Raw genomic sequence first — 13,680 nt, 5'->3', positions numbered from 1 at the left:
TGCCCCACCTTTCTTCAAATCTACTTATTAAATATCGTTCTATACGGCAAAACCGAAGAATCGAACGGCATCAGCATGATGCTGTACAGAATATAGCAAACAGCAATCCCTACATACATAAACACATTAGACCGCTGATCAAAAATGCGTGTGAAATATGGCAGTAAAATGAGCTGATACAAGCCAAAATAAATATGAAATCTTGCATAAATGACATCCTTCGTTGCAAGGATGCCAAACAAGAAACCAAGCAAACAAAAATTCACAATGTAATCACTCTCAGGCGTCAGCTCACGAAGTCGTTTTCGATAAAAGAAAGCAAGCAGAAGCGGCAAAATCAAGACACCGATTTTTGTCACATTCATTCCATTCGTATTCGTTGTGAGCCATTCCTCGTAATGACCATATGAACTGCCTTGCAGCATCACGACAAACACCGAGACAAAACGGTCATAAAGAGCGGTTAAGCCTAAGAACACCAGGCATAAGACCAGCATCATCCAAGACCAAGCCTTTGTTCTCACAATAAAATACACAGGAATCATGATGAGAGCGGATGAATGAAACAATGAACATACAAGGACGAGCGGAAAATACAATTTCCACTGACCATTGATCACCAACCGGATGGCATAAAAAAGAATCGCTGCCACCATATACTGGCGCATGCCATTAAATGACGCATAATAATGAAAGGTCCCAAGAAAAAGCAGCATACTCAGCTCAAATGGACGGCCATATTGAATAAGCGTCTTGATGATAAAAAAATAAGTAATGGCTCCAACTGAGATATACATGATTTGCGGATCATGAGACAATTGATTAAGCATCCATAAAATAAACGTAAACCCTGGATCCGTTGCGGCCTTATCCACACCGAAGCCGAATATATGCCAAGGCTTTTCGTAGTTGATGGAGAACTCATACATCTGGCCATATGTGACAAAATCGGTTCCTACTTTATACCGAATACCAGCTACGATACAAAGAAACAGAAACGGAAAAAACACCAGAAGCTTATTAGGCCGCCATCCGCTTTGAATGGTATCATCACGCCTGCCGTAAAATGCGGCAAAGCTCGACCATAAATAGACCATGATCATGTTTACCAAATAAACCGCCATCTGCCCTTCCTTCCTTACAGTCCATATAGATTCATCACACGTGTAATATTCTGTTTCACATCAAATCCTCTTTGTTCAAGCTGAGAGGTAATGGTCTCTTGAAGAGGAGGTTCTGCATGATATGCTTCAAGCACCGCCTTCATCCATTCATGCGCGGAATCTCGCAGGGACATCCTTTTCACAAGCCCGCAGCCCAAATCTACTTCCTCTGTAATATGATCTGAAATCACACAAGGCAGACCAGACGCCTGTGCTTCCACTAATACAAGCGGAAGACCTTCAAACAAGGAAGGCATCACAAATACATCAAATGCTTTCATATACTGTGGAACGTCTGATACGACGCCTGTAAAGACAATGTCCTCCATCAAACCTGCCTTCTCTGCATACGATTCGACTACTTGCTTCAGTGGTCCATCTCCTACGAGGACAAGCTGAAATGAAACCCCTTGCTTCTTTAAGGTCTGTGCCAGCTCCATAAAAAAAACATGATTTTTTTGCTCATGGAACCGCCCAATATGACCGATGACCATGTTTTTTTCGCGAAGATGGAGCTGCTTTTTCATCTCTGCCTTTTCGTCTGGATCAGGCTGAAAAAAAAGGGATAAATCTATCCCATTTGGAAGCACCTCAACTTGCCCGTTCTGCATTTTTTTCTGTCCAAATAAAAAGACACCGGCATCCTCGCCGCATGCAACAAGCTGTGTAGAGAATGCAAAGATCAGCTGGCGAAATCCTTTGAGCATCATATGATCCAGCCAGTTTGGCGACTGCTTCCACGCTGTATTATGTGAATGGCAAATGCGCACCTTTACACCCGCTAGTTTGGCGGCAAGTGCGGAAAAACCCGTCTGAAAATCCGTATGTGCATGCACTGCCTGATAGGGCCCTGTTTGCCTAATTGTCTTGGTCAATGTTTTCACAAAAGCAACCGGAGAGGACGCCCCAATACTTGGGACGTAAAAGATGCGTCCTCCAAGCCGGCGAATTTCCTCATCATAATCACAGACGTCCTGCCGATGGGTAATGAAATCGAATTGAAGGACATTTCTGTCGAGTGCACGATAGATGTTCATAATCATCGTTTCAGCTCCGCCGCGGTTAATCCCGCCCACAATATGAAGCACGCGCTTTGGCTCACTCATCTTGAACCGCCCTCCTCTTCAGCATAGACGACGCCAGCTTCCGGCGATGATAAAGCTTCATGATCTTCGGTGACAAGCAGGCACGGACCACTGGCTTTAGAGCAAATAAATAGTCAAGCGGCGACAGCTTTAATAGCCAGCATGCTTTCAAAACGAGCCAGGCATTATCCATCGAATATCGAAACTTCCGCCGCTGAAAGGCCGCTTCATCCTCTCTCACCAGATATAACGGCTCTTGTAAATTAAAACCTTTCCTCCCAGCAGCAAAAAAGCGGATCCAAAGATCGATATCTTCCATCCGCCTTGTTGTTTTTACAGAACGATAGCCTTGTAAAGCCTTGTAAGCAGAAGCCCTCATCATAATGGTCCCATGACAAAAAGGAGTCCCTCTTGCCAACACCTTCCGATCAGGCTCTGAAACAAGTGCCCGCACACCCTTTGTTCCCGTTTCATCAAAAACCGTCATCGCCGTACCGACTACATCATATTCAGGATATGTATCGAGGAAATGAACCTGTTTTTCTAAACGAACAGGCACTGATAGATCGTCGCCATCCTGCCTTGCAATCAACTCTCCCCTCGCTTCAGCCAGGCAGCGATTGAGACTGGCAGCGAGTCTTTGATTTTGTTTATTGCGGATCAGGCGAATTCTTTCAGGATGTCGTTTTGTATAAGACAGCACTTTCTCGTAAGTGCCATCTGTTGATGCGTCATCACATATGATGAGCTCCCAGTTTTCATATGTTTGATGAAGAATAGATTCAATGCTTTTTTCTACTGTCTCTTGGCAATTGTAGACGCCCATGATCATAGACACCTTTGGTTTATGCATGCTGTATCACCTTCTCTGCTTGATCCATATAGATTGTATAAATTTCTTCCATTGCCCTGACCGTCTGCTCCTGTGCAAATGCATGAGCCATAGAACGTCCCGCTTTTCCCATGAGGGGCAGCTGATCTTTTTTGTCGTAGAGCTGCTGCAAGTAATCAGCTAAACTATTCACATCTTGCGGTTTAACTAAAAAACCATTGACGCCATGTTTGACAAGCTCACAATGTCCTCTATTCTCCGTTGCAACCACAGGTTTTTCTGCCGACATCGCTTCAAGCAGGTTCATGCCGAGCCCTTCTCTCAAGCTGGTGGAAACACATACATCGCTTATATGCATCCATTCCTCCATTTGTTTGCAAAACCCAGCAAAGTGGACATGATTTTCAAGATGGAGCTGGCGGGTAAGCTTTTCATAGTTCGGCCCCATTGTCCCTTCCCCGGCAAATACGATCTTTATATTTGGTATTTTCCTAGACAGCTGTGCACATGCTTTGATGAGCATCCCTTGATTTTTATTCGTATTTAATTCACCAGCACACAGCACGATAAAATCTTCCGAGGAAAAGCTATAGGCTGCGCGAAGGCTCTGCTTCTCTTTTTCATCGACAGGTGCGAACCGCTTCATATCCACACCCATACCGGGCACATAATAAACAGATGTCCGCTCTTTTGATAGACGGTCGGCTCTTTTAAAATCTTCTCCATTAATGGTGATCAGAGCGTCTGTATAGCGGGCGAGAAATCTCTCTATTGGATAATAGAGCAGCCAGTTTTGAAGCGGCGCCCCCTGCCAAAAGTGAAAGCCATGTGCCGTGTAAAGAACCTTCGTTCCTTTTTTGCGCGTACCTTTGGCTGCGAGCCTGCCAATGACACTTCCCATTGGTGTGTGGCAATGGATGAAATCATAGTGCTCTTTCGCTAACAGCTTCTTCAGTTCTACATACGCAAGCCGGTTGCGTACATGAAAAGGAGAGCGCTGAATCGGAATTGAGTGAGCTTGATTCACATAGGGCAGCTTCAGCTGGCCGTTTGCCGCTGTATGCACTTCCCATCCTTGTTCCTGAAACCACCGGAAATACGGAAGATGAAAGGCCTTAAAGTGATAATCAACCGTTGCGCAAAACAAGACTTTTTTCTTCATTGGCAAGCGCTTCCTCCTCTCGTGTCATCTGATCGGACAACATATCATGCGACTCAATGGCAGCAAATAATGCTTGTCTCATCTGCTCTTCACTCATCATGTCAAATTCATGGATAAAACGGTTCAGCACATATGGGTCACCATCCAGCGCATGGCCGATGTGAATTTTCGGGAAGATTTGCTCCTGTGCTTTTTCATGCTGGTTGAGTAATTCCTCGTACATTTTCTCTCCAGGACGAATGCCTGTGAAAGTGATTGGAATCTGGTCTGTGGTGTAGCCTGAGAGGTGAATGAGGTTTTCTGCGAGGTCCACGATTTTCACTGGCTCCCCCATATCTAAAACAAAAATCTGTCTTCCTTCTGCCAGTGCACCTGCCTGAATCACAAGCCTTGATGCTTCTGGGATGGTCATAAAATATCTTGTCATGGCTGGGTGCGTGACCGTCACCGGCCCGCCTTGCTCGATTTGTTTCTTAAAAATAGGGATGACGCTCCCTCTGCTTCCGAGTACATTTCCAAATCGAACGGCAACAAATTTTGTTTCGCTGCTTGCCCCCATTTGCATGATCAGCATTTCAGCAAACCGCTTTGTGGCTCCCATCACATTGGCAGGGTTGACCGCTTTGTCAGATGAGATGAGGACGAATGTTTCAATGCCGTGCTCGTGTGCGGCTTCTGCGACATTTTTTGTCCCGATAATATTGTTTTTCACAGCTTCTTTCGGACTGATCTCCATGAGCGGAACATGCTTATGTGCCGCAGCATGATAAATCATATCCGGCTGAAATTGACCAACGATTTCACTCATTTTCTGTTTATCTTGAATATCCGCAATTTGTGGATAGAGTCTGATGCTGCCTCCATATAATTCTTTCAGCTCTAGTAAAATAGAATGAATGCTAAATTCTCCATGTCCCACAAGTACAATCGCTTGAGGAGCAAACACACAAATTTGACGGCAGATTTCTGACCCAATTGATCCGCCTGCTCCTGTGACCATGATCGTTTTTCCTTTTAAATGAGCAGATAGACGGCTCGTATCTAATTGAATCGGTTCTCTCCCTAGTAAATCCTCTGGCTGTACATCCCGTAATTGATTCAGCGCATGGGTTCCTTTTAAAATCTGCTCCATTTCCGGCATGATCTGTGTTTTGACTCCGGTCGCGACACATTCCTTATACAGCCCTTTTAAGGTGTGGCTGCTTTTGGACGGAATGGCGATGATAATCTTCTGAATATCCATCATCACGACAGCTGTTTGAATTTGTTCTTTTCCTCCTATAACAGGCAGACCCATAATTTCAAGCCGATGTTTCGTCTTGTCATCATCGATGAAGGCGACTGGCTCAATATGTACATCACTCGATTGCTGAAGCTGACGAACGAGCATGGTTCCTGCTGATCCGGCACCAATAATTAAGGCCCGCTCTTTTTCTGCCTGAAGCCGTTTGGCCCCGTCATGAAATAACCTAGAAGCCATACGAGATGCACCGATGAATAAGATATGAAAAAGCCACACGATGAATAAAAACCGAAATGGCCATGTCTGCACGAAAAGGTACAGCATCGTCATCGAAAATAAAAAAGAACACACAAAGGTCTTCATTAAAGAAAATAACTCTCTTACTCCTGTATAAGCCCATACTTGCTTGTACACATGAAACATGCAGGCAAATAGATGGTGCCCAATGAGCAGACTGAGTGAAGAAATGACGAGCATTTCAAATGTATAAACGGTTAAAGCCGCCTCTTGGACAAATTGAAAACCAAAAAAGACGGCAACTAAGATGAGATATGAATCTAGTGCTACGATGATTGATAATCTTTGGGCGTAAGTCAACGCTCCTCCCCCTTTTTAAAGCATCACTATTCTTACGTAACATGGGCATCAAACCCGTCCTCACATCCCACTACTGATGACGAGCATCTAAGGCACGGTTATGCCCACAGCAGGATCGAGTGCCTCCATTGTTAAAGATTAGGAGACATCACCTATCAATCTTTTTAATACATGTACAGCCTGCCCTTTTTCTCTTTCTTGCCATTTAGCATAGCTCCAAGCAGTTTACTTGTTGTTCCTTCTAATACTTCTTTTGATTTCTTCACAGCAGCAATCTTTGTTTTGCCGCTTAAGACAACGAGAATGCTCCCATCCGTCCGGTTCGCCAAGATCTTTGCATCTGCAACTGGCAGAAGCGGCGTGGAATCAACAATCACCATGTCATATTGCTGTTCAATCTCATAAAATAACTGCTTCATTACAGAAGAGGAGAGCAGCTCAGCTGGATTCGGCGGAATGGTTCCGCTCGGAAGCAGCTCTAAATGCTCAATCGGTGTCGGTAAAATAGCTTCTTCCAAGCTGCAATTATTTAATAGCACATTCGTCAAACCGGTATGATGACTCAAGTCAAAATATTCATGGACGGCCGGCTTTCGCAAGTCAGCATCCATGAGCAGCACCCGCTTATTCTGCTGTGCAAAAACAGCTGCTAAGTTTGCAGCCGTAAATGATTTCCCTTCCTTCGGTAAGGAGGAGGTCACTAATATCGATTTCAGCCTTGTTTGGATCGATGTGAATTCGATGTTTGTTCGGATCGTACGGAATTGTTCCGCAATGACAGAGTGAGGATTTAATACAGAAATACAGGATAAATCTCTCTTTTCTCTTTTCTTCCTCTTAAAGATCAATGTTCTGTCCTCCCGTTATGACGGACTGCTTGTCTTTTTTGGCCCTCCTGTCTGCCTGCATCTGATAGACACTGCCAAGCGACGGCAATCCGATCTCTTCTCTTATTTGATGTGTTCGTTTTACAGTATCATCGAGTAAATTCATTAAGAAAATGAGTGTCATGCCCCCTAATAAAGAGGCGCCTAGTGCCAGAACGATATGAACGAATTTCCTTGAATTCATCAGAATCGTGTTAGACAGCTTGGCTTCAGACAAAACATTAATGCGATCCATATTCATTGTTTTTTTGATTTCTTCTTGCAGCACCTCTGTTGCGGTATTCGCAATGGCGACTGCCTTCGCGCGATCCTCATCTTGTACAGAAATATTGATGACCTCAGACTCATTTTCTGTACTTGTGGCAATTTTGTGTTTTAGTCCTTCTGCTGATTCTGTGAGATGGAGTGTTTCTTTTACTTTTTCAATGACGATTGGGCTTTTTAATAAAACTTGAAAGGTACGTGTATATTGAAGGTTCATCTGAATATCGTTTAAATCTGCTTGTGCGTCATTGCTGCGTTTATGAACAAGAATTTGAGTGGTTGCCTGATATACAGGAGTCGAGACATAGAACTGATAATAGGCTGAAATGCCCGTTACGATCAGGACAATCAGGATCAGAAGGGCCATTTTCTCTTTAATGACAGAAAACAGCTGCTTAAAACCTATATTCTCATTCATAGATACCTCCCGATTTCATCATAAAAAGGTTATATATGGTTTCTTTTTGTTAATGATTGGATTATAAAAGATAATACCCGCAAAGAAAAATGTCATAATAGGTCTTATAGTTCTTTTTAAAGAACGAAATCGTTCGTTTTCTTTTGTTTACTTCCTGATTCTTACGTTTTTGAATTTTATAAAGAACAATTTATTTCTTATAATGAACGAAAAGGTCGCAGAACTATTCGCCGGTGAGAAGGGAGATCATTGATCGAATGATAGGCAAGGTGATACGCATTTACCGAAAGAGAAAAGGATACTCGATTCAGCAGCTGGCTGAGGATGCTCATGTCTCTAAGTCATATTTGAGCAAAATTGAGCGTGGTGTCCACAGAAATCCATCTGTCCAGTTCTTAAAAAAGGTATCCTCTTCACTAGAGATTGATTTACAAGAGCTGTTTGATGCAGAGACGATGATGTTTCATTACGCTGAGGGTGGTGAACACGAATGGCGGGAGCATATCGTAAGTGCCGTCCAATCAGGCATGCCTAAAGAAGAGCTCTATCAGCTGCTCCAAACGTACCGAAAGGAGCAGGAAGAGAAGTCGTTACATGTCACCCATAGAAAGCTGACGGATTCAAATATCGCAGAGTGGAAGCGTCTAATGAGTGAAGCAAAGGCAATTGGCTTAAGCATTGAGGAAGTAAAAGCTTTCCTCAACAACATGGGAGAACGCCGGGCGTAAGCCTTTCAGGAAGAATGATTGCGGGGAGAGGCGTTTGACGCTTCGATGAAAAAGAGCCTTTGATTCATGAAAGGCTCTTTTTTCTGTTATTCTTCTTTTTTTGTTCGTGCTTTTTTCGTTATATCATTGTTTTTCCAATAGGCCCATAGTGATGTAATTCCCAGAAAGGCCAGTGTGATGAATTGTTGAACGCCTTCTTCATCAATAGGAATTGGGCTTTTTCCTGCAGCAGTTAGCGCACTGTTAACAAGCGCCAGTAAAAGCAGCACAAGCCTTGCAATTGTACCTGCACTAATTTTTTGAACCTCCAACTGTAACCCCTCCCTTTCCTCTTCTCACGGGCGGTATTGCTCGTTCTCTCTCATATGTATGCATCAGCCGAATGAATAGAAGAACGAATCAAAAAAAGAGACATCATTCCTATATGCGGAATGATGCCTGATTTATTTGCTATTTATTTAGAAAACATCTCTTTTGCTTCATCCAATGCCATTTTATTGCCTAGAGCTGAGTAATCGAGCCAAGGCTGATCGGCAATCGGATAGACTTGGTTTTTCTTCACTGCTTTTAGACCCTTCCAAATCGGAGTCTTTTCTAATTGCTTGAATGCCTGCTGCGCTTTATCATCACGGTTGACAACGACAAAGATCGCATCAGCATCATAATCAGGAAGAACCTCTTGAGAAATCACTTCAAATGGGCGCTTGCTGTCCAGCTTTTTCACACCATCGACAGGTGTCAGGCCTAAATCCTCGTATAAAATAGGACCCATTGGGCGCTTCATGCTAAATACGCGAAGCTCCTTTGCTGTCACACGGATCGCCATGACTTTTCCGTTTCCAATCTTTTTCTTGATGAGCGATTTGACCTCTTTTGCTTCTTGATTGTAACTCTTAATATATTGATCCGCTTCTTTTTCTTTATTGACGTGTTTGGCGATTTTTTTCAAATGATCCCGCCATGTGCCATCATTTAAATTAAACACTTCTGTTTTGGCGATCTTCTTATATTTCGATAAGTCTTGTCCGGCTAATTCTTCATCAACATAAATGACATCTGGTTGTAACGCAAGCAGTGATTCCATATCTGGATCAGATGCAATGCCGAGCTTTTTCGTCTGACTCAGCTGCTTTTTCGCATGTGGAAGGAAATCTTTTAAGTCTCCTCCTACAACAGAGCCCGCCGGTTTGATACCGAGTGCTAACAAGTCATTTGTTAAATGAATAGACAAGGAAGCAATCTTTGGTGTGCCATTGGTCTTTTCATTTGTTGTATTTTTTGTTTCCTGTTGTCCGCAAGCGGCAAGCAGCAAGAAACAGAGCGTTAATCCAATTACTAGTAGTTTTTTCATGATGAGTTCCTCTTTCATATTTATTTCGTTTTAGTTAATAAATAGAGAAAATACGGGGCACCGATAAAGGCCACGACCACACCCGCCGGTATGGCATTTGGAGCAAAGATGGAACGTCCGATTGTATCGGCACTGACCAAAATCAACAAGCCAAGCAGCGCACTAACTGGTAAAAAATACTGATGCAGTGAACCGACGAGCCTCCTAGCCAAATGCGGGGCGACGAGGCCAATAAAGCCAATACCACCTGTCATTGAAACACTTGCACTCGCGAGGCCTACCGCTAAAGTCAAGAGGAGAAGACGTTTACGCTGGACACGTACACCTACACTTGAGGCGACAGCATCTCCTAATGTCAATGCATTGAGCGTGTTCGTCTGCATCAGCGTAAGCGGCACAAGGCATACAATCCAAGGCAGAAGCGCCAGCACATGAATCCAGTCTCTCCCCCATACATTGCCCACAAGCCACCTTGAAGCAAACGTGTATGTATCTTCATCCAGCTTCAATGACAAATATAAGGTGAGTGCACTAAATCCCGCAGCAACCGCAATGCCAACTAAGATCAGCCGGATAGGAACAAGCCCTTCATGCCGGTCATATGCAAGAAGCACGATGACCGCTGCCGCAAGCAGTCCGCCGCCAAACGTAAAGAGCGGAATAAGAAGAGACGGATTGCCTTCAAGTGCGTGAAAATATGTCACAAACACAATTAAGCCAAAGGCTGCCCCTGCATTCAATCCAATAATCCCAGGATCGGCCAGCGGGTTACGGGATAAGCTCTGCAAAATGCCGCCAGCAATGCCAAGACCAATACCAGCTAACATCGTCACCACAATTCGAGGCAGACGATAGTCAAACAGCACCGTTTCACTTTGGAAATCTCCAAAGCCAAATAACGTCTTGACGACCATGACAGGGCTTAGTTTCAGCGTACCGGTATTTAAACTATACAGCACAACAGCCGCACTCAGGCAAAGCAAAACGAGTGTCACGACAAGAGCACGCTGTTTCTCTCTCATGACAGGTTCCTCCCTTCTTTTCTGGCAATGTATAAGAAGAAAGGAACACCAACAAGTGCCACCATCACGCCAATGGCAAGCTCTCTTGGCGGATTGACTGTTCGGCTGGCAAGGTCTGCAAAGACAAGTAGCATTGCGCCTAATATCGCTGACATCGGAATAACGAAACGATAGTCTACACCAACAAGCTTTCGTGCAATATGCGGGATGACGAGACCGACAAACCCAATCGACCCGACTGCTGATACAGAAACCCCTGCTAATAACACAGCAGCGGTCATTCCTAGTATTCGCACTTGTCGTGTTTTCACCCCTAAATTTGCCGCTGTATCTTCACCGAGCGATAGTAAGGAAAGTGACCGGCCTAATAGCATTGCCCATAAGATCACAATCAGAATAACCGGGGCGAGAATCGTCAGCTGCGGCCATTTCATACCAGCTACCCCGCCTGCATACCAAAAAGCCAGATCCTGACTCAGGTCAAAATAAATCGCGATCCCAGAGCTGAGCGCATGAAGCAATGCCGCTACAACCGCCCCTGCCACAGTGAGGCGCAGCGGTGTCAATACGCCGCCAGCCGCACCAATCGCAAAGATCAGCAGCGTACTGAGCACAGCACCAATAAAGGAAAAAAACATCAGTGCCGAATAAGGTATTCCTGGAAAAAAAGCAAAACAGAGAGCGACCACAAACATCGCACCTCCATTAATGCCCAAAATCCCCGCATCTGCCAGTGGATTTCTTGTGATGCCCTGCATAAGAGCACCCGCTACGGCAAACGCCGCTCCCACTAGAGCTGCCCCTAAAACACGAGGGAGTCTTAATTCATGGATGATCTGCTGCTCTGTCACATTTGACTGGTAGTCAAATACAGCTGTCCAAACCGTTTGCAGAGACAATGTTTTTGCACCGTATGACACAGCAAAAAACATGGCAGCCGCTAAACCAATAACGGCGAGAAAAAATATCAAAAAGAACAGAATATGTGATGATCGTTTTTGTTGAGGTGTTCGCTTATCCTGCAAAATCGGTGTCATCCTTTTCTTCATTAAAAGTCAGTTTGAAAATGAGAATCATAATCAACAAAATTATAGCCGCCAGTCTCTAAAAAATCAATGTACACCCTATTTTTTAATTAATGAAGGTATGTGCGAGCAGAGAAAGGAGATTTCTTTTTGACGCTTAGAACGGCCTATCATTTTTTCTCATAGTTTAATAGGAAAATAGTTGACATTTCGCATGATTATCCCCTAAAATTACAAAAGTAAGTCAAATGTTATGAAAATATTACAAACAGATGTCAAACTAATAAAGAATGACCCGTCATGAGAGGAGATTTGAAAGTTGTGTCAGTAAAGGGAAAATGGAGTATCGTCCTATTTGCGCTTGCAGTCGTCATTGGAGCAGTTGCTTTCTTTCAAAATCAACAAGCAAGCGGTACAGAGAAGAAAAATGTAAAGCAGGATACGAACTATAAAAACGTAGAAATTGTCACTCTCGTAAATGACGGGAAATTTATGAGATATGCAGTCAACTATCCTCTTTTTCATCAAAAAGAGCTAGATGATAAGATTCAAAGCTATGCCAATTCGGCATTAGAGCATTTCAAAAAAACATTCAGTGAAGCAAAGGATATCGATGAACATAAACGCTATGAACTGAATATTGATTATGAAATGGTGCATTATGCGAAGCAGTCTGCTGCCATTCGTTTTACGACCTATACGTATACTGGCCAGCAAAATGGAACCACCAATCATCTCACGATTAACTTTGATTTTCAGAAAAAAACCTTTCTTGACACAAGAGATTTATTTCTGCCTAAAACCAATTATTTAAAGAAATTATCCTATATTACATATACAGAGCTTCGGAAGGACAAAACCTTATCTAAGGATCAGCCTCTCCTTCAGAAAGGAACAGCCCCTGATGCTCAAAACTTCAGTCAATTTGCCTTGAAAGACAAATATGTAGAATTTTATTTCCCTGCATCTCAAGTAGCCGCAGAGGATCTTGGTCCGCAAACACTCGCGATCAAAAAGACATTGCTGAAGGACATATTAAAGCCAGAATATATGGATAAACTGAAAAATAAAAATGAAATGAAAGAACCGAATCCAAAAAGAAAAGCCGTCAAGCTGCCGCAAAAATCAAAGCTTGACCCGAATAAAAAAGCCATCGCACTCACATTTGATGATGGACCGAATCCAGCGACAACCTCAAAAATTTTAGATGCGCTGAAGGCAAATAAAGGACATGCTACCTTTTTCGTATTAGGCAGCAGGGTGCAATATTACCCTGGAATGCTTGCCGATATTTTAAAAGGCGGGAATGAGATCGGAAACCATTCCTACAATCACCCTTTATTAACAAGACTGCCTTTAGATGAAGCGGTGAAACAAGTGAAGGACACCCAGCAGCTGATTGAGAAAGCGAGCGGATATACACCTACGCACTTTAGACCGCCATATGGCGGTACAAATCAAGATATCAATCATGCAATTGGGATGAAGGTCACTTTGTGGGATGTTGATCCAGAGGATTGGAAAATCCGCAACAGCCAGCAAATCACAAACCGCGTTCTCTCACATGCAGCTGATGGCAGAACAGTGTTAATGCACGATATTTATGAAAGTTCAGCCCAAGCTGCCGTAAAGATCATCCATGAACTCACCAAACAAGGCTACCAGCTCGTCACAGTGAGTGAACTTGAACAATTAAAAAAAGAACGACATGAACAAACCCCTGTCGAGTAAACAGGGGTTTTAGATTGTTGACAAAGGGCTAAAATGATCTTTATTTTAGCTCTTTGTCTTCTTTTCAGCGTGATGGAAAACCTTTGCAGCCCTAGGAAGGACGAGTACCGGAGCGGAGCGAATTTGACATTCGTGAGCACCGGCACGCAGGACTGACAACGAATGCGAGGGT

The 13,680-nt window shown here is 43.6% G+C and carries 13 protein-coding genes; 2 read left to right on the top strand and 11 right to left on the bottom strand.

Annotated elements, in window-relative coordinates; all coding sequences use genetic code 11:
- Window positions 1-20 precede the first annotated feature (20 nt).
- The 7 genes from ASE42_RS03725 to ASE42_RS03695 all read right to left on the bottom strand — a co-directional run bounded on the left by ASE42_RS03725 (window position 21) and on the right by ASE42_RS03695 (window position 7,651).
- A complete protein-coding gene (locus ASE42_RS03725; RefSeq protein ID WP_025094022.1) occupies window positions 21-1,124 on the bottom strand; it encodes an EpsG family protein in 1,104 nt (367 codons plus the stop codon).
- Window positions 1,125-1,138: 14 nt separating this feature from the next.
- Window positions 1,139-2,269, bottom strand: a complete 1,131-nt coding sequence (locus ASE42_RS03720) for a glycosyltransferase family 1 protein (RefSeq protein ID WP_056765747.1) — start codon at window positions 2,267-2,269, stop codon at window positions 1,139-1,141.
- Window positions 2,262-3,101: a glycosyltransferase family 2 protein gene (locus tag ASE42_RS03715; protein WP_056765745.1), complete on the bottom strand. Its 840-nt coding sequence runs from the start codon at window positions 3,099-3,101 to the stop codon at window positions 2,262-2,264. The genes ASE42_RS03720 and ASE42_RS03715 overlap by 8 nt, the downstream gene beginning before the upstream one ends.
- Entirely contained in the window at window positions 3,094-4,242 is a 1,149-nt protein-coding gene (locus ASE42_RS03710; RefSeq protein ID WP_056765743.1) for a glycosyltransferase family 4 protein, read from the bottom strand. Before ASE42_RS03710 ends, ASE42_RS03715 begins: the two co-directional genes overlap by 8 nt.
- Window positions 4,208-6,082, bottom strand: a complete 1,875-nt coding sequence (locus ASE42_RS03705) for a polysaccharide biosynthesis protein (protein WP_056765742.1) — start codon at window positions 6,080-6,082, stop codon at window positions 4,208-4,210. The genes ASE42_RS03710 and ASE42_RS03705 overlap by 35 nt, the downstream gene beginning before the upstream one ends.
- 164 nt (window positions 6,083-6,246) lie before the next feature.
- The gene (locus tag ASE42_RS03700) at window positions 6,247-6,930 is read right to left on the bottom strand and encodes a CpsD/CapB family tyrosine-protein kinase (RefSeq protein ID WP_024423527.1); all 684 of its coding nucleotides are present in this window, start codon (window positions 6,928-6,930) and stop codon (window positions 6,247-6,249) included.
- Window positions 6,920-7,651 carry a YveK family protein gene (locus ASE42_RS03695; protein ID WP_024423528.1) on the bottom strand — a complete coding sequence of 244 codons (732 nt, stop codon included), beginning with the start codon at window positions 7,649-7,651 and terminating at the stop codon, window positions 6,920-6,922. The genes ASE42_RS03700 and ASE42_RS03695 overlap by 11 nt, the downstream gene beginning before the upstream one ends.
- Before the next feature lie 257 nt (window positions 7,652-7,908).
- On the opposite strand from ASE42_RS03695, the gene slrR reads away from it, so the two are divergent.
- Window positions 7,909-8,379 carry an HTH-type transcriptional regulator SlrR gene (gene slrR / locus ASE42_RS03690; protein ID WP_024426096.1) on the top strand — a complete coding sequence of 157 codons (471 nt, stop codon included), beginning with the start codon at window positions 7,909-7,911 and terminating at the stop codon, window positions 8,377-8,379.
- Window positions 8,380-8,465: 86 nt separating this feature from the next.
- Here the strand turns inward: slrR and ASE42_RS03685 are convergent, their stop codons facing one another.
- The 4 genes from ASE42_RS03685 to ASE42_RS03670 form a co-directional block, all read right to left on the bottom strand.
- Entirely contained in the window at window positions 8,466-8,690 is a 225-nt protein-coding gene (locus ASE42_RS03685; RefSeq protein ID WP_024423530.1) for a phage holin, read from the bottom strand.
- 143 nt (window positions 8,691-8,833) lie between these two features.
- Window positions 8,834-9,733 (bottom strand): ABC transporter substrate-binding protein, encoded by a 900-nt coding sequence (locus ASE42_RS03680; RefSeq protein WP_056766841.1) that lies wholly within the window; start codon window positions 9,731-9,733, stop codon window positions 8,834-8,836.
- Window positions 9,734-9,750: 17 nt separating this feature from the next.
- On the bottom strand, window positions 9,751-10,752 hold the full coding sequence (locus ASE42_RS03675) for a FecCD family ABC transporter permease (protein ID WP_024423532.1): 1,002 nt from the start codon (window positions 10,750-10,752) through the stop codon (window positions 9,751-9,753).
- Window positions 10,749-11,777: a FecCD family ABC transporter permease gene (locus ASE42_RS03670; protein WP_200956586.1), complete on the bottom strand. Its 1,029-nt coding sequence runs from the start codon at window positions 11,775-11,777 to the stop codon at window positions 10,749-10,751. Before ASE42_RS03670 ends, ASE42_RS03675 begins: the two co-directional genes overlap by 4 nt.
- Window positions 11,778-12,098: 321 nt before the next feature.
- On the opposite strand from ASE42_RS03670, the gene ASE42_RS03665 reads away from it, so the two are divergent.
- Complete coding sequence (locus ASE42_RS03665; protein WP_056765740.1) at window positions 12,099-13,508, top strand: polysaccharide deacetylase family protein; 1,410 nt, start codon at window positions 12,099-12,101, stop codon at window positions 13,506-13,508.
- Window positions 13,509-13,680: the final 172 nt, after the last annotated feature.

It is taken from the genome of Bacillus sp. Root920 (genome assembly GCF_001429445.1).
Classification (GTDB): Bacteria; Bacillota; Bacilli; order Bacillales; family Bacillaceae; genus Bacillus; species Bacillus safensis.
This window is presented reverse-complemented; position numbering and strand designations above follow the sequence as displayed.